This window comes from Curvivirga aplysinae, from assembly GCF_009711445.1.
GTDB classification, from domain to species: Bacteria; Pseudomonadota; Alphaproteobacteria; order UBA8366; family Aestuariispiraceae; genus Curvivirga; species Curvivirga aplysinae.
Genome location: NZ_SMMC01000215.1, coordinates 38,732 through 59,735 on the forward strand (window position 1 = coordinate 38,732; position 21,004 = coordinate 59,735).

Annotated in this window: 21 protein-coding genes; 18 read left to right on the forward strand and 3 right to left on the reverse strand. The window is 41.3% G+C overall.

Annotation, left to right across the window (positions count from 1 at the left end; all coding sequences use genetic code 11):
* From E1160_RS16510 to E1160_RS16590, 17 genes are all read left to right on the forward strand, one after another.
* A partial coding sequence (locus E1160_RS16510; protein WP_218048970.1) for an acylneuraminate cytidylyltransferase family protein occupies window positions 1-695 on the forward strand: 695 nt, incomplete at its 5' end.
* On the forward strand, window positions 676-1,500 hold the full coding sequence (locus E1160_RS16515; protein ID WP_155157228.1) for an SDR family NAD(P)-dependent oxidoreductase: 825 nt from the start codon (window positions 676-678) through the stop codon (window positions 1,498-1,500). The genes E1160_RS16510 and E1160_RS16515, both read left to right, overlap by 20 nt.
* Window positions 1,494-2,405: a Gfo/Idh/MocA family oxidoreductase gene (locus tag E1160_RS16520; RefSeq protein WP_218048971.1), complete on the forward strand. Its 912-nt coding sequence runs from the start codon at window positions 1,494-1,496 to the stop codon at window positions 2,403-2,405. Before E1160_RS16515 ends, E1160_RS16520 begins: the two co-directional genes overlap by 7 nt.
* Before the next feature lie 15 nt (window positions 2,406-2,420).
* Window positions 2,421-3,728, forward strand: coding sequence for an N-acetyl sugar amidotransferase (locus E1160_RS16525; RefSeq protein WP_155157232.1), 1,308 nt, complete (start codon window positions 2,421-2,423; stop codon window positions 3,726-3,728).
* A 7-nt stretch (window positions 3,729-3,735) separates the two neighbouring features.
* On the forward strand, window positions 3,736-4,506 hold the full coding sequence (gene hisF, locus E1160_RS16530) for an imidazole glycerol phosphate synthase subunit HisF (RefSeq protein WP_155157234.1): 771 nt from the start codon (window positions 3,736-3,738) through the stop codon (window positions 4,504-4,506).
* Window positions 4,503-5,144, forward strand: coding sequence for an imidazole glycerol phosphate synthase subunit HisH (gene hisH, locus E1160_RS16535; protein ID WP_155157236.1), 642 nt, complete (start codon window positions 4,503-4,505; stop codon window positions 5,142-5,144). Before hisF ends, hisH begins: the two co-directional genes overlap by 4 nt.
* Before the next feature lie 6 nt (window positions 5,145-5,150).
* Complete coding sequence (locus tag E1160_RS16540) at window positions 5,151-5,927, forward strand: SDR family oxidoreductase (protein WP_155157238.1); 777 nt, start codon at window positions 5,151-5,153, stop codon at window positions 5,925-5,927.
* 26 nt (window positions 5,928-5,953) lie between these two features.
* Entirely contained in the window at window positions 5,954-6,880 is a 927-nt protein-coding gene (locus tag E1160_RS16545; protein WP_155157240.1) for a sulfotransferase, read from the forward strand.
* Window positions 6,870-8,048, forward strand: coding sequence for a glycosyltransferase (locus E1160_RS16550; protein ID WP_155157242.1), 1,179 nt, complete (start codon window positions 6,870-6,872; stop codon window positions 8,046-8,048). Before E1160_RS16545 ends, E1160_RS16550 begins: the two co-directional genes overlap by 11 nt.
* Window positions 8,049-8,055: 7 nt before the next feature.
* Window positions 8,056-9,171: a hypothetical protein gene (locus E1160_RS16555; protein ID WP_155157244.1), complete on the forward strand. Its 1,116-nt coding sequence runs from the start codon at window positions 8,056-8,058 to the stop codon at window positions 9,169-9,171.
* Window positions 9,172-9,270: 99 nt separating this feature from the next.
* Window positions 9,271-10,044: a class I SAM-dependent methyltransferase gene (locus E1160_RS16560; protein WP_155157246.1), complete on the forward strand. Its 774-nt coding sequence runs from the start codon at window positions 9,271-9,273 to the stop codon at window positions 10,042-10,044.
* 17 nt (window positions 10,045-10,061) lie between these two features.
* Window positions 10,062-11,045 (forward strand): glycosyltransferase, encoded by a 984-nt coding sequence (locus E1160_RS16565; RefSeq protein WP_155157248.1) that lies wholly within the window; start codon window positions 10,062-10,064, stop codon window positions 11,043-11,045.
* Window positions 11,042-12,157 carry a glycosyltransferase family 4 protein gene (locus tag E1160_RS16570; RefSeq protein WP_155157250.1) on the forward strand — a complete coding sequence of 372 codons (1,116 nt, stop codon included), beginning with the start codon at window positions 11,042-11,044 and terminating at the stop codon, window positions 12,155-12,157. Before E1160_RS16565 ends, E1160_RS16570 begins: the two co-directional genes overlap by 4 nt.
* Window position 12,158: 1 nt before the next feature.
* Window positions 12,159-13,190: a glycosyltransferase gene (locus E1160_RS16575; protein ID WP_218048972.1), complete on the forward strand. Its 1,032-nt coding sequence runs from the start codon at window positions 12,159-12,161 to the stop codon at window positions 13,188-13,190.
* Between the two features lie 7 nt (window positions 13,191-13,197).
* Window positions 13,198-14,316 (forward strand): glycosyltransferase family 4 protein, encoded by a 1,119-nt coding sequence (locus E1160_RS16580; protein ID WP_155157254.1) that lies wholly within the window; start codon window positions 13,198-13,200, stop codon window positions 14,314-14,316.
* A gap of 1 nt (window position 14,317) precedes the next feature.
* Complete coding sequence (gene asnB, locus E1160_RS16585; RefSeq protein ID WP_155157256.1) at window positions 14,318-16,261, forward strand: asparagine synthase (glutamine-hydrolyzing); 1,944 nt, start codon at window positions 14,318-14,320, stop codon at window positions 16,259-16,261.
* Window positions 16,262-16,321: 60 nt separating this feature from the next.
* The gene (locus E1160_RS16590; protein WP_155157258.1) at window positions 16,322-16,969 is read left to right on the forward strand and encodes a glutathione S-transferase family protein; all 648 of its coding nucleotides are present in this window, start codon (window positions 16,322-16,324) and stop codon (window positions 16,967-16,969) included.
* Between the two features lies 1 nt (window position 16,970).
* Here the strand turns inward: E1160_RS16590 and E1160_RS16595 are convergent, their stop codons facing one another.
* Complete coding sequence (locus E1160_RS16595) at window positions 16,971-17,282, reverse strand: HlyU family transcriptional regulator (RefSeq protein ID WP_155157260.1); 312 nt, start codon at window positions 17,280-17,282, stop codon at window positions 16,971-16,973.
* Between the two features lie 501 nt (window positions 17,283-17,783).
* Between E1160_RS16595 and E1160_RS16600 the strand changes: the two genes are divergently transcribed.
* Complete coding sequence (locus E1160_RS16600; RefSeq protein ID WP_328597169.1) at window positions 17,784-18,575, forward strand: MBOAT family O-acyltransferase; 792 nt, start codon at window positions 17,784-17,786, stop codon at window positions 18,573-18,575.
* A gap of 63 nt (window positions 18,576-18,638) precedes the next feature.
* Here the strand turns inward: E1160_RS16600 and E1160_RS16605 are convergent, their stop codons facing one another.
* Window positions 18,639-20,066, reverse strand: a complete 1,428-nt coding sequence (locus tag E1160_RS16605) for a mannose-1-phosphate guanylyltransferase/mannose-6-phosphate isomerase (RefSeq protein ID WP_218048973.1) — start codon at window positions 20,064-20,066, stop codon at window positions 18,639-18,641.
* Window positions 20,067-20,077: 11 nt separating this feature from the next.
* A partial coding sequence (locus tag E1160_RS16610) for a PseG/SpsG family protein (protein ID WP_218048974.1) occupies window positions 20,078-21,004 on the reverse strand: 927 nt, incomplete at its 5' end.

The following is a 21,004-nucleotide window of genomic DNA, read 5'->3' on the forward strand; positions in this document are numbered from 1 at the left end:
GTATAATGAAAGATAAAGTGGTTGCTTTAACACCTGCGAGAGGTGGTAGCAAATCGATCAAATACAAAAATCTGGTCGAGTTGGGCGGAAAACCCTTAATCGCTTGGCCAATTCAATCCGCTTTAGAAATACCAGAAATCAAAGAAATAATTGTGTCTACTGAGAACAAGTTAATTGCAGATTGTGCAATAAAATATGGAGCAAAAGTTGATTGGCGTCCTGAAGAGCTTGCTGGTGACAGATCTCTAGTGATCGATGTAATTAGAGAATTTTGGTCACGTTACAAAAAACAGAATCCTGATGCGGAAATTATTGTTCTACTAGAAGCCACTTGCCCTTTTAGAACTAAAGAAATGATCCAAAAATGCATAAATCGCCTAGTTAACGAAAATCTGGATTCTATTGCCACATTCCACACGGCTGATTTGAACCCTGAACGCGCTTGGCGCGTAAGTGATAGTGGTATACCAGAACCGTTTATAAAAGGAGCTATACCTTGGAAACCACGCCAGCTATTATCACCAGCATATCAATTAAATGGAGCAGTTTATTGCTTTCGCCCCGACAAATTGCCTGAAAACGCACCCAACATACTATTTGGTAAGCTCGGTGCAGAAATTATAGACAACCATTCAGTCATAGACATAGATACCAAAAAGGATTTCATTGTTGCCAATGCCTTACTCAACTCCTGAAAACTCTCCTAGTCTCAACAACCTATTTTCACTAGAAGGTAAAGATGCACTTGTCATCGGTGGTGCAGGCCTTTTGGGAGGCGAAATCTCTTATGCTTTCGCAGAACTCGGCGCTCGCGTTTTCATCGCAAGTAGAGATGTTGAAAAATGCCGTGATTTTGCGGCAACGTTGCGCAATAAGCATCCAAACTGTGAAGTTCATTGTTATAAGGTTGATATCTCAGATAAAGTTTCCATTTTAAATCTTATGACGCAGGTCGGTGAAGTTACTGATGGCAGTCTTGACATTCTTGTTAATAGTGGCTGGTCAGGAAGAAAAAACACTTTTGAATCAATATCTGATGAGGATTGGGATAATGATATTGAAATTTGCCTCAATGGTGTATTCAGATCTATCAAAGCAGCCGTCCCTCTTTTAAAAAAGCGACAAGGCAATATTTTAACAATTGCTTCCATGTATGGCCATATTGCGCCAGATTATCGATTGTATGACAATAAAAAATTCTCAAATCCACCGAGTTATGGAGCTGCAAAAGCAGGAGTGCTGCAATTAACACGATATCTAGCCAGTTTCTTGTCACCTGATAAAATTAGAGCAAATTGCATCAGCCCTGGTCCGTTCCCTTTTGAATCTACGCAATTGGAAAACCCGGAATTTATTGAACGTCTATCTGCTAAAAACCCGCTAAACCGGATAGGTAAGCCGGAAGAACTTAAAGGTGCAGCAGCCCTCCTATGCACGGAAGCAGGTTCTTATATGACTGGTCAGAATATTTGTATAGATGGTGGCTGGGCTGCATGGTAAAAAACATTGGCATTATTGGATATAGCGTCGGTAATGGCCATCCATATAGCTTCTCTGCAATTATAAATGGATATGACTCGGATGCATTTTTAGAATTGGAATGGCCTGGAATACTTGGATATCTGCAACTTAGAAAACCTTCGGAGTTCGGCATTCCAAATATGAACATCAGTCATGTTTGGATGCCGGATACAAATATGGCTAATAAGTTAGCTAAAGCGTGTCATGTCAAAAAAACCGTCAAAAAAACAACTGATATGATCTCAGAAGTTGATGGTGTTATCATTGCCAGAGACGATGCGCAAAGCCATCTAGAGATAGCACGACCTTTCCTTGAGGCTGGCAAATTTGTATTTATTGACAAACCACTAACGTTAACTCTTTCTGAGCTCGATTATTTTCTGCCTTTTGTTGATTCTTCTCAGCTTATGACATGTGCAGGATACAGATACGCCATTGAACTGGAACCAATGCGAAAAGGTTTCTCAGATTTTGGTGACATACATTCAATCCATCTGGTCGCACCACTGGATTGGGAAAAATATGGCATTCACATGCTTGATGCTTTTTTTTCCTTCTCAGAAGCTCGTCCACGCACGATCCAAAAACTAGCTAGCAATCACGCCGCATTTTCGCTAGAAATGTCAGATCGAAGCGTCGTTTCAATTCATTGTCAAGGAACTGGAGTGACGCCAAATTTCCACGTCTCGGTATTTGGTAGCAACAAGAGTATGACAATTAGACTTCAAGATAACTTTTCTGCATTCAAGGCTTTGCTGACTGATTTCTCAAACATGATCAATCACCAGATTCAGCCTATCCCGACGCAAGATGTTGAGCTGTCGATCCGCACTATCATCGCAGGCTCTACGGCAGAAAAAACGAACTCAACTATCACGATTTAGGTATTAAAGAACGCCATGCTATATCCTAAGCCCATTTCTTCAAATAAAGACCTGTTTTCGCCGCAAAGCAATGAATTAGAAGCCAAATATGGCTTGCCGCAAGACGTAGTATTCTGCTCCAGTTGCGTTTATAGTAATCAAAAGCCAAATTCGGCCCAAGAGTACAAGCATTCTTCCAAAACAAAAAAGAATGTTGTCGCTTTTGATAGCGACAATGAATGTGATGCTTGCAAAAACATAAAGATGAAGCAAGAAGTGGACTGGGCGGCCCGGGAGGAGGCACTTGTTGCTTTATGCGATAAATATAGGAAATCTAACGGTGAGTATGACTGCATCGTTCCGGGATCTGGTGGAAAAGACTCAATTTATGCCTCTCATATTCTGAAATACAAGTATGGCATGAACCCTCTAACAGTTACTTTTGCGCCGCACCTATATACGGATTGGGGAAGAAAGAACTTTGATTCTTGGCTTGCAGCCGGTTTTGACAATTACCTATTCACGCCAAACAAAAAAGTAGAGCGATTGTTAACGCGCTTGGCGATGGAAAATCTTTTCCACCCGTTTCAGCCTTTCATGATGGGTCAGATGTATCTTCCTCCAAAAATGGCCCTTTTGCATGGTATAGAACTGGTATTTTATGGTGAGAACCCGTCTGATTATGGGAATTTGATTGAGAAAGAACACCCAACAAAAGAACTTAAATACTTTACCTATGACGAGGATCTAGACGATTTAATGATCGCCGGCGTTAAATGTTCTGAACTCACAGAGAAATATGGATTATCAAAGAATGACCTTAAGCCATATATGCCTCCATCTTCCGAAAAATTATTGAAAAGTAATACAGAGGTGCATTACTTAGGCTACTATTTAAAATGGCACCCACAAGAATGCTATTATTACTCTGTAGAGAATGCAGGTTTTGAAGCATCACCAGAGCGTACGGCTGGAACCTATAGTAAATATAGTAGTATCGACGACAAAATCGACGATTTCCATTACTATACAACATTCATAAAATTTGGTATTGGTCGCGCGACTTACGATGCAGCACAAGAAGTAAGGTCTGGCGATATTACACGTGAAGAGGCTATTGCCCTTGTTCGCCGCTACGATGGAGAGTTCCCAGATCGTTTCTTCGATGAAATTCTTGAGTATCTCAGTTTACCAGAAGAAGAGTTTCCTGTTGCATCGAATTTATTTGAACAACCCATTATGGATAAAGAGTATTTTGAAAATATGACCGATCGTTTTCGCTCTCCACATATCTGGAAACACGAAAACAACGATTGGAAGTTAAGAAAAACAGTTTTTGAATAGGTAGAACATGTCACGCCCAAGGGTAATAGCTCGACTAGATATAAAAGGTCCCAATCTCATTAAAGGTGTGCACCTAGAAGGCGTACGCGTCGTAGGTGACCCTAACGAATATGCGCTTCAATACTACGAAGAGGGCGCTGACGAACTTCTTTATATTGATGCAGTTGCCAGTTTATATGGTAGAAACAATCTAACAGAAGTCGTCCATCATACGACAAAGAACATTTTCATTCCTCTGACTGTGGGCGGAGGTATTCGCAGCGTAAAAGACGTCGAGCTTTTATTGAAGTCCGGTGCGGACAAAGTCGCCATCAATACCGCTGCAGTCCAGAATGAATCTATTATATCAGAAGTAAGTCGGGCCTTTGGAAACCAATGTACGGTAATCCAAATAGATGCCAAGAAAAAGAATGATAAAACCTGGGAAGTATATGTCGACGGCGGACGTGAAAAGACTGGAATTGATGTTCTGGAATGGGCCCAGACAGCATGTGAACTTGGTGCTGGAGAAATACTCTTAACTTCTATTGATCAAGAAGGCACGCGCAGAGGAATGGATATTGAGCTCATTGATGCCGTAGCAAAAATGGTTAATATTCCTGTGATAGCAAGTGGTGGAGTGGGCAAAATAAAACATATCAAGGAAGCCTTCATCAATGCCTCTGCTGATGCTGTCGCTGTCGCTGATTTACTACATTTCAAACGAGCTAAACTTTCTGAAATTCATCCTTATCTGATTTCTGAAGGCATTCAAACTCGGAAAGTTCTTGGCAAATGACATTAAATGCAAAAACTATATCTATTCTAGATTATGGGATCGGGAATTTGCTAAGTGTCCAACGTGCACTGGATGCGGTTGGTGCTAGCTGGACAATGGTAAAAACACCTGAAGAAGTAAAACTATCGGATAAGTTGATTCTACCAGGTGTTGGTGCTTTCATGCATTGCGCGAATACTTTAGAGGCAGCAGGCCTAAACGAAGCGATTATTGAACACGCTAATTCAGGCAAAGCCTTACTTGGCATCTGTGTCGGTATGCAATTGCTATTCGATTATGGGCTCGAACAGGGACGATGCGATGGTCTCGGCCTCATATCAGGATACATAGACAAGATTCCTGACCAGCAGGATGACGGTTCAGCGCGTAAAATTCCCCACATAGGTTGGTCAGAACTCTTCCTAGATGAGGAATGCCCTCTCTTTCACAATTTTTCACATATACCCGCAGCATATTTTGTACATTCATACATGGTGATCCCTGAACACTCCAACCATGTGATTGCTCGCTGTAACTATGAGGGCGCAGACATAACTTGCGGTGTTCAGAAAGAAAACATTTTTGGTTTGCAATTCCATCCTGAGAAAAGTGCCCAAGCGGGGCTTGAAATACTAAGTAACTTTGATAGTCGGATTTGAGCAAAAATGAATTTCGAAAACAAAACAGCTTTAGTCACTGGAGCAGGAGGCCATCTTGGTCGCCAGCTATGTTACGATCTGGCCAAAGGCGGTGCCCACCTTATTCTTTGGGACATCGCAGAAGTCAGTGACTTTGCAAAGGAACTTGCCGATCAATTCGCTATCAAAGTATTAAGCGAATCGATAGATTTATCAGACGAAGTAAGCTTTTCTGAGGCATTAGCACGGGGAAATGAACTTACAGGAAGTCTTGATATACTTATAAATAATGCTGCTTTTGTTGGGTCATCAAATTTGTCAGGATGGGTAGTTCCATTTGAAGAACAATCAGTTTCCACATGGAGACAAGCGCTTGAAGTAAACTTAACGTCGACATTTGCCTTATGCCAAGCAGCATATCCACTCTTAAAAAGAACGGAAGACGCCAGCATAGTAAATGTCTCCTCTATTTACGGCATATTGGGCCCAAACAACAGCCTTTATGAGGGCACTTCTATGGGTAACCCTGCTGCGTATGCGGCTAGCAAAGGCGGTCTAATACAGTTAACCAGATGGCTTTCTACATCTCTCGCCCCCGAAATTCGTGTGAACGCGGTCGCTCTTGGTGGCATAGAACGCGGTCAACCTGAAAGCTTCAAGAATAAGTATGAAAAATTGACTCCGATGCAACGGATGGGAACAGAAGAAGATATGTCTGGTCCTATTCTTTTCTTGGCGTCAAACATGTCGAAATATATAACTGGTCAAGTATTAGCCGTAGATGGCGGTTGGAGCAGTTGGTAGAATAATGGTTACGTTGGAAATACCTCATGTCAATTCCAAACAAATGTAAGCTAATTGTTGGTGGTCCGAATCGAAGTGGCACCAGCCTATTGCGAGCAATGGTAGGCTCTCACTCTCAAGTCGCTATTCCATTTCTTGAGCCCAAGCTTCACTATCATATTCGCAACACTATGAAACAATTGGGACTTACCGACGTTAATGATAAAGTAATTAAAGTAGTTCTAGAGAAGGAAAAAATCAAACTTCTTGCGATTGATCCTGTCAAAGTAGACGAACTCATAAATACTTATGCGAAATCAGAAGAAGGTTTATACCGAGCAGTTTTAGAAGCCTATGCTGCTAAGCTTAACAAGCCATACTATGCTGAAAAAACTACGTATAACGAGGACTACTTTTACACATATCATGGATGGTTCGGAAGTAATCTTCGATTTGTATACCTCATTCGAAATCCCTTAAATACTTATGCTTCTAACGCATTTTATATGGGAATAAAACGCTCTCATGATCCGGTAAGCTGGACTCAAACATGGAAAAAGTCTGTAATCAAAGCTCTCGCTCTTGAACAGGAGTTCCCTAATCAGTTTAGGATTATAAAATTTGAAGATCTTGTTCGCGACCCAGCAAAAGCAGCTGAGCAGTTATGTCATTTCATGGGATTACCCATTGAAGTTGAGAATATGATTTCTTTCAAAGATTACAAAGATTTCGACAATTCCAGCTTCAAAAATAAAGATAATAGCAAGAAAACAGGTTCTATTGAAGATCGAAGCAAAGAAAAAAGAGAGAACCACATCCTCCCAAGAATCAAAAATTACATCATTGCCGAACTCGCTTCAACTGCCCAAGAACTAAACTATGACATTGGTTCTCCATCAATCCTAGGACATGTTTATAAATTGCGAGGTATTCGGCACCTAATTCGACTTGAAGGTCGAAGTTATGGCTCTTAGTTCACCACGATCCAGAGCAACTCAATCTTATCACTTTTCCAATGGACCAAAAACATTGAAGTTTATCCTCAACACACATGTTGACAATATGGGTAGCCAAGTTTGCATCTATGATCTCGCCCATAATCTCAAGAACCAAGGTTTCGACGTGATCTTAAATGATTGGGAAAACTATCACGGACGAGACGTTGCTATTTTTATGGGTATTGAACCTGACACTCTGAAGGCACGACAGCAAAACCCCAACATCAAAGTTGTCATTTGTGACCCTAAGCAGTCCTCCCAAGGTTATATTGATACTGCCCGTGAAGCTGACTTACTCTTAGTTAGTTCGATTGAACAAAGAGATGCGTTTTTAAGGTTAAACAGGAATATACTCGTATATCCGATGTTCCCGATAATGCCATCGCAGTTGAAGCAACACAAAAATTCAAATCAAATCATTATCGGCTACCATGGCAATAAAGTTCATCTTGAAGCAATGGGTCATCACGTTTCTTCTGCATTGGAAGCATTGGCGGATAAGCACGATTTTAGATTGCAACTGATCTATAACATTGAGAAACTAGGCCAAGTAGTCAAAGGTATCCCAGACAATAGCAAAATTGAAATTGAACATATTCAATGGTCACCTGATGCCTATAGCAAGCATTTTCCGCAGATTGATATCGGAATCGTGCCAAATTTACTTCCGATAAATAATTATCAAAAAACACTTACATTCTCTGAAGTCCCTGGCTTGAACGTAAACTATGAACCCTTTGACTTCTTATCCCGATATAAGGCAAGCACGAACCCAGGACGAATTGCTGTTTTTGGGAAATACGGTATCCCCGTAGTTACTGACTTTACGCCATCCGCTTGTCAAATGGTCGAAGATGGCAAAAACAGTTTTCTAGCAGGTTCAACATATAGCTGGTACGATAGTTTAGAAAAACTGATTCTTTCACCCGAGTTAAGGAATACGTTGGGACATCGACTCAATGAAACAGTCGATCAAATGCAAAGCGAGGCCTTAGACGATTTTCTTGCTAATCTCAAAATTGATAAAAAAGATATCGTTTCCATCAAAGGACAATCCAGTGCAGAAGATGATCTAGCATTATATAAACCTCCGCCCTCTCCCTCAATTTTCTCTCGCATTTTGAAACGTCTAAATCTGAGTTAACGTGAACATGTCTAATACGCAATATGATATCCCTGATTGGGTCACCGAACATCGCATTAGAACCTGGAATTGGTTTAATACCATCCAAACTGAAGGCCATCCTTCATGGATTAGGCTTTGTGCAAAAGGAGACCTCTTAAAGCCAGATCACAACGCTGGGCTTGGCTGGACTGCACTAGGCTTTAAACTTGCTCAAATGTTAGATTTCTTTACCTTGGATGAAGCTAATTTACGCCAAGATATGGTTGATCGCATAAAAAGTTTTCAAGAAACTGAAGGACCAGAACGCGGATATTTTCTTGATCCAGTTCAACTTAAAAAAGGGCCTGACAACTGGCGTTTTCTTCCTCCTCGTAAGGAAAAAGATTTCAATATTCGTCGCGCAGAAACACGTCAGGCAATCGTTGCATTAAAAGGGGAGACAGCAGCTCCTGATATCCCCTTAGATTTTATGTTTGAAACCAAAGATCAAATTCGTGAATTTATTCGTGGATTACCATGGGATACTAACCCGTGGCATAGTGGAAGCCATGTCTCTCATCTCATTGTCTTCCTGATGACAAATGCTGAAGTTTTCGGGCAACCCCAGGCCCAGACAGAGTTACTCCCTGTTGTACTCGAAGAACTTGAGCGATTTTTCCGCCCCGAGATCGGATCCTGGTTCACAGGTAATCCCGCCGAAAACCATAAGATCAATGCTGCTATGAAAGTTTATTCTGGCTACGATTTTCTGGATACCTGTCCCCCCGGTCTTGAAACAATGTTAGACTACTCACTTGATGCAGCGATTGAAGCTGGCGCGTGCAATCACGTTGACCTTATGTTTGTTCTGCAAATCGCCTCTAAACATACCGATTATCGCCGCGAAGAGATTAAAAAAATTGCCTTTGAAGCATTGCCGGTAATCAAGCAGCATATTCAACCTGATGGCGGACTATGTTATAGTTTAGACGGTACCCAGAGGAACTATTATGGTATGAAAGTATCTAAAGGTCTCCCAAATATAGGTGACATGCATGGGACAAAGCTCTTCACTTGGTCCATCGCTTTGATCGCAGATATTTTGGGTTGGCGAGAAGAACTGGGATGGCGCCTTCCAATAACTTTAATCAAGCCCCTATAGATGGGCACATACGATAGGGCATACACCTCCACCTCTTATCTCCGCTGCGAGGACATACAATCCAATGCTCAAAGTAAACTCTGAAAGCACAAATTCATAATGACTAAAGTTATTGATATCATTTTAGGAATAAGCCTCAAACTAATTCCACTGAGATACTTCTTGGCGCTATGGCACCGTTCATTAGGAGTAAAACTGGCGTGTCTAAAACCTGAAGAAGCATTAACTGCCCTCATGTTCCTAGACAACTATCTCTATACTCAAACCGGAAAGTACGCGGTTACATATGACGATGGAGTTCATGTTAAGCATCGCTTAACCGGATATGTCGATCATTTTTCTGATCTTGCGAAAGATATTGGCGGACCTTATCTCGATATCGGGTGTGGCCGGGGAGAACTAGCACATGCAATCGCCTCTAAATCTGATCAAAATGTAGTAGGTATTGATATCTTAGAAGAGCGTATTGAAGCAACAAGGCGCTTGGAAGTTAGACCAAACTTAAAATATGTCCTTGGAGATGCGACGAAAATCGATTTGGGAAGGCAATTCAAAACAATCGTTCTTTCCAATGTTTTTGAACATATCGCAGATCGTCATGCATTCTTAACATCAATACAAAATAAGTATGCTCCCGAACGTTTCTTGATCCGTGTCCCAAATTTCGAGCGTGATTGGCGTGTCCCGCTTAAAAAAGAGCTTGGTGTAGAATGGCGTTTAGACATAACACATGAAACAGAACACACAGAGGCTAAACTCAGAGATGAACTAGAAGCAGCAAATCTCGAGATTCTTAAACTAGAAATACACTGGGGTGAATTCTGGGTTATTGCTGCACCTAAAGAACCCCTCCGTAGAATCATAAAAACTTAACCAACTTGGAAAAACAAGTGAACATATTCATTAATAGAAAAGCTGTAAGTGGCCCCTGGGGTGGAGAAAACAGCTTTATGGGCGCCTTGTGCAAAGACCTCAAAAACAACGGTCACACAATTGTCACGACATTAGACAATAAAATTGATATCGCATTGATCAATGCGCTCACCTTGATCGACATAAACACAGTAAAAACGCTGCACAGCAGAAATATTCCCATAATTCATCGGAAGGTTGGATTTATAGTCAGTGGCTCGGAAGAAATTCGTGCTGTACATAACGGTGTTGTTGAAGGAGATAGACGACAGATCGAATTTTCTCCATATATTCGGCATTCAGTTTTTCAAAGTCAGTACAGCTATGATTTCTTTACCAGAGAAGGTTTTGAAGGCCCACACTCCATCATCCATAATGGTGTTGATGAAAAAAAATTCAATTTAAACAACAGATCTTTGTTTGGCTTAAAAGAAGAACCTCGTCGATTTTGGGATGGAAAAGAACCATTCAAAATTCTCATAGTTTCTTGGTCTAACGACAAGAACAAAGGTTTTCACTATTATGAGGAAATAGATAAGCAACTGGCTGGTCGAGAAGATGTCAAATTCACTTTTGCGGGCCGACGCCCAGAAGGGCTTGAGTTTAAAAATATCAAAACTTATCCCCCTCAAAACCATAAAAAACTCGCAAATCTATATAGATCTCACCACGCATTGCTATTTTTAGGGCGCGAGGAAACCTGTTCCAATACAATTCTTGAAGGAATAAACTGCGGGCTTCCTATAATTTTTCATAATTCTGGTGCAAGTCCAGAAACTGCGGGACCTTACGGAACAGTTTTCGGCAATGATATCTTTAGCTGCATTGAAACTATTCAGCGGAATTATTTGGACATCGTCAAAAATATTCCCAACAATCCATACAAAATCTCACAGGTCGCACCAAAATATCGAAAAATCATCGATGACGTTTATCGGGAATGGCGTGAAGAGCACTCATGATCCTCACTCTATTTCTGACATTTGGCAGTTCCCTTCAAACCTGGAAGAAAGACGGTATTCTTGATCGTGAGTTAGCGCTTTATCGCGAACATTCCAAACTAGGGAATGAAGTTCACATCATATCCTATGGAGATGCGCGTGACATTGAAATCGCGGCAAACTATGATTTCTTTACGCTTCATTGCAACAAACACAATTTGCATCCCAGGATCTATACGCTACTCATCCCTATTCTACATCGACACGTTTTCAATAAATCAGATATTTTAAAGACGAACCAATTAGCCGGGGCTCATATAGCCCGTCGTTGTAGCAATATCTACAGCAAACCATTGGTCACCCGCCAAGGTTATGGTCATTATGAACATCGGGTTGAAGAACATGGGACACAAAGTGCAAAAGCCCGCGATGCCAAAAACTATGAAGCCAAAAGCTATGCCAAAGCTGACCTGATTACCTTTACCACCAAAGCTCTAGCATTGCGTGCCATTGAAAGACATATGCTTGACAAAGAACTTGTCCACGTAGTACCCAACTATGTTGTCGAGAGAACTTGGTCCCCTGCTTATCATTGTCCAGAAACCGAAGACACAATGCTGAAGCTTGCTTTCTATGGTCGTTTTTCTGAGCAAAAGAATCTCGAAGCTTTGATTGAGGCTTCCAGTGGCCTAGATGTAAAACTTACCCTCATTGGCGAGGGTGAGCTTGAAGCAGACCTTAGACAAAAAGCGAAGAAACTAAATACAAACTGCACCTTTATTGGCCGACAAACCCAGGAAGCTTTAAAAGATATTCTCGCAGAGAACGATTTTTTTATTCTGCCGTCACATTATGAAGGTCATCCAAAATCTTTAATTGAGACCATGGCATTTGGAATGCCGATCGTAGCGGCCAACAGTCCTGGAATCAAAGAACAAGTCGTTGATGGTCAAACAGGTATATTGTTTGAAACAAATGTCGAGGCCATTCGGGAGACTCTCGTTAAATTAACGAAGATGTCTATAGGCGAACGGATGATACTTGGCGCAAATGCACGAGAATGGTCACTAAGCAATTTTTCGGTTCAATCAGTCTCCCAACAAGAAAACAATCTATATGCAGGACTGCTTTAGAATGGCAAGAGCTCCAGCGCAAATCTCTGTTCTTATGGCTATCTATAATGGTGCTGATTTTCTTAAAACAGCCATTGAGAGCATCTTAAATCAGACCTTTACGGACTGGACATTCGTAATTGTCGACGATGCGTCAACGGATCAAACAAAAGAAATTCTTTCAAGTTATGCTTCAAAAGAACCTCGCATACATATTATTAAAAATGAAACCAATCTAGGACTGACGAAAAGTCTGAATGTTGGTCTTCGAGAAATTAAATCTCCCTATATCGCGCGCTTTGATGCAGATGACATTTCTCTGCCTAATCGTTTGCAAAAACAATATGACTTTATGCAATCAAATCCCGATATCGCTTTTTGCGGCAGCAATGCCATAATTGTTGATGCTGAAGAAAAGCTGAAATTCGTCACATCCTTGCCTGAGACATCTGCCGAACTCAGTGCAATTTCGATAATCCAGAATCCTTTCATTCATCCCAGCACCATGCTTCGGAAATCCGTACTGGATACTTTCAACATAGATTATGATGAAAGTTTCAAGACAACTCAGGACTGGGTATTGTGGGTAGAGATAATGTCCCATGGGAAAACCGCGAATATCAAAGAACCATTGATCAAGCAACGCTATCACCCTTCCTCTATTTCCCATGCAAAACGGGACATCCAGATCACCAATAGCCTACGCGTACAAAAACGCTACCTAGAGCGCTTTGATCAAACTGACAAATGGGATGAAACTTTCTTTAAAAAATTCAACGCCTACTTCATGAACGATCGTCAATCTATGATTGATGCGGGTATGATCCGTCCAAAATTCATGCTTGAAGTATTGCATAAACTCCATGAAATTTTGAAAGAGATCCCAAGCTCAGGCCGCAAGATAGTAACCCGTCAGTTGGTATTTAGATCAATACTTCTTGGTCTTGTTCCTCCCATTGAAAGGCATTGGTTAAAGTTGCTCATGATATTGCTTCTAAGATATCCGGCAGCTTTTTTGATCGGTGTTGCAAAAATCCTTTCAGGCAAAAGATAGTACTCCCATGAAAATTGCATTTCTTATATCTACTTTAAGCCCGGGAGGCGCTGAAAAAGTTGCTGTGACGTTATGTAATCAGTGGGTAAAACTTGGGCATGATGTGACAATTTTCACCTTTGAAAGCCCTGGGACACCTCACGCTTACGATATTTCCACAAACGTCAAACTTGTCCAACTCGATCTGCTAAAAGAAAGTAAAAGTAAGTTAGATTTCATTCTTTTGAACGTCAAACGTCTGATAAAAATACGCGCACAACTTCGTGCCTATAATCCAGATATTTCGCTATCATTTATGACAGAAGTGAATATCCAACATATGCTATCAACAATCGGCCTTCCTTGGCCGAAACTAATATCTGAGCGTATTCACCCCGCCTATCACCGTCTTCGCAGCATAGATAACTTCTTGCGACAAAAAACCTACGGTTTTGCGGATATGCTCGCCGTTCAATCGGGCTCGATTAAAACATGGTGCAAAAACAATCTTCGAATTGATGCGGAAATCTTGCCAAACCCGATTGATTTAGCCCCCTTCAAAAAACCAGTGAACCATGTTCAAAATGAGATAAATTGCAAAAAAATCGTGACTGTTGGTCGACTGAATCCTCAAAAAGGTCTCGACTCACTTATTGAAGTTTTCGCACAGCTTTCCTCTACCCATCCAGATTGGCATCTTGAAATCTACGGTCAAGGTAGCGAGAAAGAACGTCTGGAGAGACAAATTCAAACATTTAATTTGACCTCCAATATTAAACTATGTGGTATCACAAATGATGTGCCCGCCGTTCTGTGGCAAAGCGACATATATGTGCATTCTGCGCGATATGAAGGCTTTCCCAATGCAATAATTGAAGCATTGGCAGCAGGGTGTGCAGTTGTTTCAACGGACGGCCCCACAGCCGCAGATGAACTTCTAGGAAAAAATAAATTCGGCCTTCTTGCAAAAAATGGCGATCTCCAAGACTTGGCAAAACAACTCGATAAGCTTATGACCAATGAGCAGCTTCGACTTGATTTCAAAGAGCGTGCCGCAAAGGCCGTAACACATCTCAGCGTTGAAAAAGTTGCAAATCAGTGGCTCACTCATATGAATAAACTCATCAACAAGAAAAGTGGCAAATAACATGTGCGGTATTACGGGTTTTATAGATACACGATCTGGTCACAGAGTTCAGGAGCTCGAAAAAATCGCGCTTAAGATGGGAGAGGCTATTTCCTATCGCGGACCGGATGCGGCACAAGCTTGGGCAGATGCGGAACATGGCATAGCTTTTGCCCATCGTCGACTGTCCATCATTGATCTTTCCCATGCCGGTAATCAGCCAATGGAATCACATTGCGGGCGCTATATGATGGTCTATAACGGCGAGGTTTATAACGCCGAAGACTTACGACAAGAGCTGGATGCAAAAGAGCCCAAACAATATCAGGGCCATTCTGACTCAGAAGTTATTCTAGAAGGAGTCGCAACTTGGGGTTTCCGTGCTACGATCGAAAAGCTGATCGGCATGTTCACCATTGTGATTTGGGATCGGAAAGCAAAAACACTATCAATCGTGCGCGACCGATTGGGTATCAAACCTCTCTATTGGGGCTTGCAGGATGGACGTCTGTATTTTGCATCAGAGATGAAGGCCATTTACGCCCATCCAAAATGGCATGGTGAAAAAAATCGCGATGCTCTTGCAGCCTTCCTGCGTCACAATTATGTGCCTGGTCCTTATACAGTTTTTGACTCGATCCACAAATTGCAACCGGGCCATATTCTTGAGATTGATGGCGCCTTAAAAAACTCTCCAAAACTCTATCCTTATTGGTCTTTGGAGAATGTGATTCGCAACGGTCATGCGACTCCTTATCAAGGAAGCGATGAAGACTTGGTTAACCAACTGGAAGAATTGCTGTCTGACGCAGTTAAGCGCCGAATGGTTGCAGATGTGCCTTTAGGGGCGTTCTTATCCGGTGGTATTGATTCATCAACCGTTGTTGCCCTCATGCAAAAACAATCAGACAGGCCAATCAAAACTTTCTCTATCGGCTTCAATGAGGAAGGCTATAACGAAGCAAAACATGCCGCTGTGGTTGCCAAACATCTGGGAACTGAACATACAGAACTTTATGTTTCCCCTGAAGAAGCCCGCGACGTAATCCCAAAACTAGCCCATATGTATGATGAACCTTTTGCAGATTCATCACAAATCCCCACCTATCTTGTATCAGCTATGACCAAAGAACATGTGACTGTAGCTCTCAGCGGCGATGGAGGTGATGAGCTATTCGCAGGTTACAATCGATATTTCCAATCCCTGAAGATCGGCGGCACGATTAGCCGTCTTCCAATGTTTGCTCGAAGAGGAGCCTCTGGTTTGATCAAAAGTTTCTCTCCAGGTTTTTGGGATGGCGTATTCAACCTTGTTCCAAAATCCAAGCGCCCACCGCAGGCCGGAGATAAAATGCATAAGCTGGCAACGGTATTGTGCGAAGATGAGGATGGCTTCTATCGCCGCCTGATCAGTCACTGGATGAACCCAGAAGAGATTATCCCCGGCAGTACAGAACCCAAGGGTATCATCTGGGATGAGAAGGTGAAGGAACTCGCACCGGATTTTGTTGAACGCATGCGCTATCTAGATATTTGTACCTATCTACCTGATGACATTTTAACAAAAGTAGACCGAGCGAGCATGGCTGTGTCACTTGAAGCGCGTGTACCAATTCTGGATCATCGCGTGGCGGAGTTCGCCTGGACATTGCCTACCAACCGCCTGATTAAAAATGGGGTTGGAAAATGGCCACTCCGCCAAGTGCTGTATCGACATGTGCCCCAAGAAATTATCGATCGTCCCAAAATGGGGTTTGGCGTTCCAATTGATAGTTGGCTACGGGGGCCACTTAAGGAATGGGCTGAAGATTTGTTAAACCCAGCAATGATCAAAAAACATGGAATTTTGACCCCAGATCCAATCTGGCAGAAATGGCAAGAACACTTATCAGGCGAGAGAAACTGGCAATATTATCTATGGGATATTCTAATGCTTCAAGCTTGGTGCGAAGAGTATCAAAACTAAGTTATAAAGCCCTGTTGGAATATATCTGGCACGGTTTCTTCTTTCCAGATAAGCTCTGATATGCTGATTCTTCATACAATTCCAGAAAGTCTATATTGTGCCAAGACGCGCATTTTATTGCGTTACAAGGGTCTTAAATGGGCAGAAGTCCAGCCGCCCGGTGGCTATGGATCAGAAGAATATAAAATCCATATCCCATCTGGCAACTTACCAGCCTCAATAGATGGTGACTTAAAATTAGCAGATAGCGAAGCAATCGCCGAATATCTGGAAGAAAACTTTCCTATACCTTGCGCCTTACCAAAGAAAATCAAAATACGCGCAAAAGTCAGGGAGCTTTCGCGTTTTCATGATACACGGTTAGAACCAATTGTTAGAAAGCTTTTCCGTATCTTTGAAGGAGCAGAATTAGTCACGAACCAAATTAAGGCGATTGATATGCAACTCAATAAACGACTTAACCAACTGGATCAAATGCTTCAGGATTATCTCCCTCTCGGTTACAGCAATTTATGTTTCGCCAATTGTGGCTATGCGATCACTTTTTTATGGGTTGAAAAACTCGCCCAATATATCGACTTAGACCTAAAATTTGGCGAAAACATATCTACGCATAAAAGGCACATGGAAACACTGCCTTCTATTCAGGAGGAACTTTTGTCTTATACGCCCATACTAGAGAAGTTTTTAGCTGCAGAATTTTCGTAGCTTAACAACGGCCCGTTGGTGCTCCATCAGCGAAAATACGATCACCTTGCTGATCTACAACCTGCTTACCTTTACTGATCGCAAACTCAGCAGCCTCTTCACGGGAATAAAATACATCCGCGCGGATAAACTCTCGCTCGAGATCGCCCTCCGGCGTATACTTCACTATAAACCCCGCCAGACGCCATTGCTTACCTTCTGCGGGAATAGGGGCCGCGACAATCGAAACACCTTCATACTCAACAGGATCTTCCCGTTTGGCTGCTTCAGGTTCTTTTGGAGATGAACTAAATAATTTTTTGAAAAAGGACATATCTGCGCCTCAAATAATTGATTTCCAAATGCCACTCTAGAAAGCGTCATCTTTCCAAATGTTGTACCCAGCTCAATACCAACAAGCAACTTTTAAAAATTTAACCTCTCTACCCTAGTATCTTTAGTGCTCGCTGAAATTAAAGGTATTTACGAATAGAATTTTCTTGTCGCCAAGCAAGAGAAGACTTTAGATAAAGAAACCGGATCCAAATTACCAACATTCTTAGGTAGAATGAGAATGAATGTATGCATCGTTCAGAGTATAACTTAGCACTCAATAAGCGTATATTATCAGCAGGCACAAAAAATGAAGATGACTGAATACCCAGTATTCTCAAAAGTTCAATCAGTTTGGCTACGTTTGAAAATTTAGATTGGGAGCAGCACATAACAATAACTTGAATTTTCTCTTGTTAGGGAATAGTTAGAAACAATTAAATGATCTGAGAGCGCAGTGATAAAATGAGTTTTTCTTCCATTCCTTTTTTTGTTTCTGTTCTTGCCAATTTGTTTACTATTATTACTTCTAAACAATCGCAATAATAGGCTTTCTATTAACTATATTCTGTTTTTAATTTTAGCTTCTTTTGCTTTTTATAGTTTCTCTAGCCTTGAGAACTTGCTGCTCTTAGTCGTGTCTATCGCGATGAATTTTGTTCTTTCCTCGATTAGTATTGGTCGCGAGGTTACAAAAAGGCGTAAACTTCTTGTTTTACTAGCTTCTTTGACTCTCAACCTTGGTGTATTGATTTATTTTAAATATACGCTTCTAGATATAAATCCTCTTACTATTTCAAGGGATTTTAATACAGCAACTGAAATTATCTTACCACTTGGCATTTCATTCTATACTTTTCAACAAATCTCTTACCAAATTGATTGCTACTGGGGGAAAATTAAAGAAATAAATATTAAGTATTACTTGCTGTATGTTTCTTTTTTCCCACAACTTGTAGCGGGACCTATTGTAAATTACTTAGATATGGCGCCACAATATAAAAACCTTGAGAAGCATCAGGTTAACTGGAATGTCGCATACGTATTTATAGCACTTTTTACCATAGGATTGTTTAAGAAAGTCGCAATTGCGGATCAGCTAGGAAAAAGTGTGGATCGTGTTTATGCTTCCGTTTCCAGTGGTGCACCGCTTGCATTTTTAGATGCTTGGGCCGCTGCGATTGCATTTCCTTTACAGATATATTTTGACTTTTCAGGCTATTCGGATATGGCTTGCGCATTAGCCATTTTACTTGGTTTAAAACTTCCTCTGAATTTCCACATAGGCTACTAAATGTTCCTCGGAAGTTCCGCCAAATAATTTAATAAAAATAGAAATCATCCAAACTCCTTTTCTTTAATTCTCTTCACGTCCATAGACATCATCTAAACGGATAATATCATCTTCTTCCAGATAGTCGCCTGTTTGTACTTCGATAATTGCTAAATCTTCATCGGTTTTATTTTCAAGGCGATGTTGTTGACCAATGGCAATAAAGGTGGATTCATTCTCATTCAACTCAAAAACGTCATCCCCTCGTGTCACGGTAGCAACACCTTTAACGACAACCCAATGCTCTGCCCGGCGATTGTGATATTGCAACGATAAGCTTGCGCCAGCATAAACAGTAATAATCTTCACAAGGAAATTTGGGCCATCCCCAATCTTACGATATGTCCCCCAAGGCCGATAGACTGTCGCGTGCAAGTCAGCTGCATGATGGCCTTTGCGTTGTAAGGTTGATACCAAATCCTTGACATTTTGCGCGTAGTCTTTATGAACAACAAGTAACGCATCGGAATCATTCACGACGATGACGTCTTCCAGTCCCATTACAGCCGTAATACTCTCTTCGGTCGTATGTATGACAGAATTTTTTACGCCTTCCAGAATAACTCCACCTTTAAGCACATTTCCATTTTTGTCTTTAGCAGATGCTTCCCACAATCCAGTCCAGCTTCCAATATCACTCCACCCCGCATCAAGAGGCACAATTGCGGCCTTTGATGTTTTTTCCATTAAAGCCTTATCAATAGGGTGTTTAGGTATATTCTCAAAATCTCGCTTACTGAAACGCTGAAAATCAAGATCTTTCTTTAATCCCGCGACGGCAATTTTTGAAGGTAATAAAATATCTTCTGCGCATTCAACCATTTCAAGCAAGAAGGTTTCAGCCGTAAACATAAACATGCCGGAATTCCAAAAATATTCGCCACTATCTATATAGGCTTGCGCGGTCTCTAAATTTGGTTTTTCAACAAATTCCTCAACTATAAATCCGTTACCTGCATCCGTCTTATCACCAGATCTAATATACCCAAAAGCTGTTTCCGGGCCAGTGGCGACAATCCCAAATGTTGTGATATACCCCTCACCTGCAACTTTCGCAGCCTTTTCTATAGCCCGTGAAAAAGCATTTTGGTCTTCAATAATATGATCAGAAGGTAGCACAATTATAATAGCATCAGGATCTTCCTGATGGATATTTAAAGCTGCAACAGTTATTGCCGCTGAGGTATCTCGACCTGTAGGCTCTAATAATATCGTGCGGTGATCCAGCTTGGCGTCTTGTAAGGACTGCGCAACCAAGAAACGATGATCTTCACTACAAACCACCGTTGGCTTGGCAAATTCTTTGCCTAACACACGCTCCGCTGTATCAATCAACATAGGTTGATCTGAATATAGAGGTAGGAATTGCTTGGGGCGCATGCGTCTGGATGTTGGCCATAGACGGCTGCCTGCGCCTCCAGAAAGAATAACCGGATAGATTTTTCTACTCACAACAATTTCCTTTAACATCTCATCAACCTATCTACGATCCGTACGGCACCTTTACCATCACAATATTTATGAGCCACTTCTGCCATATCCAAAAGTTTCTCTTCATTGCTCAGCGCAAATTTGATAGCTTTGTATAATTCTTCGTCACGCAATTTAGAGGCTTCGCCCAAATGCATCAATGCCCCAATTTCATTCATTTTTTCTAGCAGATGTTTTTGATTATCAGCAATCTCAACTGTAATGGAAGGGATTCTTAATGCAGCCCGCTCCCAAACGCTACTGCCACCACCACCTAAGACAAATTTACTACGTAGATAAATTTCCCCCATATTATCAGGTTGGATGAATATTTCTAAAGGAAAGCATAACTTTACCTGAATAGCTTCTAATTCCTCAACAACCGCGGGTGCATAACCAATCACCACATCTACAGGAATCTCATTTCCAACATCATTTAAGGAATTCATATAACGAAGAACCATATTCGCAGAATCAGTAAAGCCAACAGAAATCAATATTCTGTCTTTTATCGATGCAGGTTTCTCAAGTAGTTCTTTGCGCATCGGCACAAAATCACTTCCTAAAAACATCATACAATCTTCATTCACCAATCCTTGATAGTCTGATTGGCTACGTCCAAAGTTGGAATCTAGTAAATAATCAGCCTTAATTTCTTCTTCAGGATTATCGGAAAAGGCCATTATTTTTTCAGCAACCTCGCGTAAACCGGCTTCAAAATCCAAGTCAATCTCTGGGTGATCCAAAATAAGTAAATCATATTTATGATCCAAATGATCGCGAATATGAGGAAACCCAACTTTGGAGAAATGACGCCCTAAATCAGGAAACAAATCCAAGGATGTTTGCTCTGTCAGGAGATGGCATTCAACACCACGTGAGATTAATTCTTGTACAAGGGCTAAACATCTTACCATATG

What these genes read in the sequence shown, in the direction of transcription:
- E1160_RS16515 (WP_155157228.1), top strand. Translation starts at nt 676, where the DNA reads ATGCCTTACTCAACTCCTGAAAACTCTCCTAGTCTCAACAACCTATTT.
- E1160_RS16520 (WP_218048971.1), top strand. Translation starts at nt 1,494, where the DNA reads ATGGTAAAAAACATTGGCATTATTGGATATAGCGTCGGTAATGGCCAT.
- E1160_RS16525 (WP_155157232.1), top strand. Translation starts at nt 2,421, where the DNA reads ATGCTATATCCTAAGCCCATTTCTTCAAATAAAGACCTGTTTTCGCCG.
- hisF (WP_155157234.1), top strand. Translation starts at nt 3,736, where the DNA reads ATGTCACGCCCAAGGGTAATAGCTCGACTAGATATAAAAGGTCCCAAT.
- hisH (WP_155157236.1), top strand. Translation starts at nt 4,503, where the DNA reads ATGACATTAAATGCAAAAACTATATCTATTCTAGATTATGGGATCGGG.
- E1160_RS16540 (WP_155157238.1), top strand. Translation starts at nt 5,151, where the DNA reads ATGAATTTCGAAAACAAAACAGCTTTAGTCACTGGAGCAGGAGGCCAT.
- E1160_RS16545 (WP_155157240.1), top strand. Translation starts at nt 5,954, where the DNA reads ATGTCAATTCCAAACAAATGTAAGCTAATTGTTGGTGGTCCGAATCGA.
- E1160_RS16550 (WP_155157242.1), top strand. Translation starts at nt 6,870, where the DNA reads ATGGCTCTTAGTTCACCACGATCCAGAGCAACTCAATCTTATCACTTT.
- E1160_RS16555 (WP_155157244.1), top strand. Translation starts at nt 8,056, where the DNA reads ATGTCTAATACGCAATATGATATCCCTGATTGGGTCACCGAACATCGC.
- E1160_RS16560 (WP_155157246.1), top strand. Translation starts at nt 9,271, where the DNA reads ATGACTAAAGTTATTGATATCATTTTAGGAATAAGCCTCAAACTAATT.
- E1160_RS16570 (WP_155157250.1), top strand. Translation starts at nt 11,042, where the DNA reads ATGATCCTCACTCTATTTCTGACATTTGGCAGTTCCCTTCAAACCTGG.
- E1160_RS16575 (WP_218048972.1), top strand. Translation starts at nt 12,159, where the DNA reads ATGGCAAGAGCTCCAGCGCAAATCTCTGTTCTTATGGCTATCTATAAT.
- E1160_RS16580 (WP_155157254.1), top strand. Translation starts at nt 13,198, where the DNA reads ATGAAAATTGCATTTCTTATATCTACTTTAAGCCCGGGAGGCGCTGAA.
- asnB (WP_155157256.1), top strand. Translation starts at nt 14,318, where the DNA reads ATGTGCGGTATTACGGGTTTTATAGATACACGATCTGGTCACAGAGTT.
- E1160_RS16590 (WP_155157258.1), top strand. Translation starts at nt 16,322, where the DNA reads ATGCTGATTCTTCATACAATTCCAGAAAGTCTATATTGTGCCAAGACG.
- E1160_RS16595 (WP_155157260.1), bottom strand. Translation starts at nt 17,282, where the DNA reads ATGTCCTTTTTCAAAAAATTATTTAGTTCATCTCCAAAAGAACCTGAA.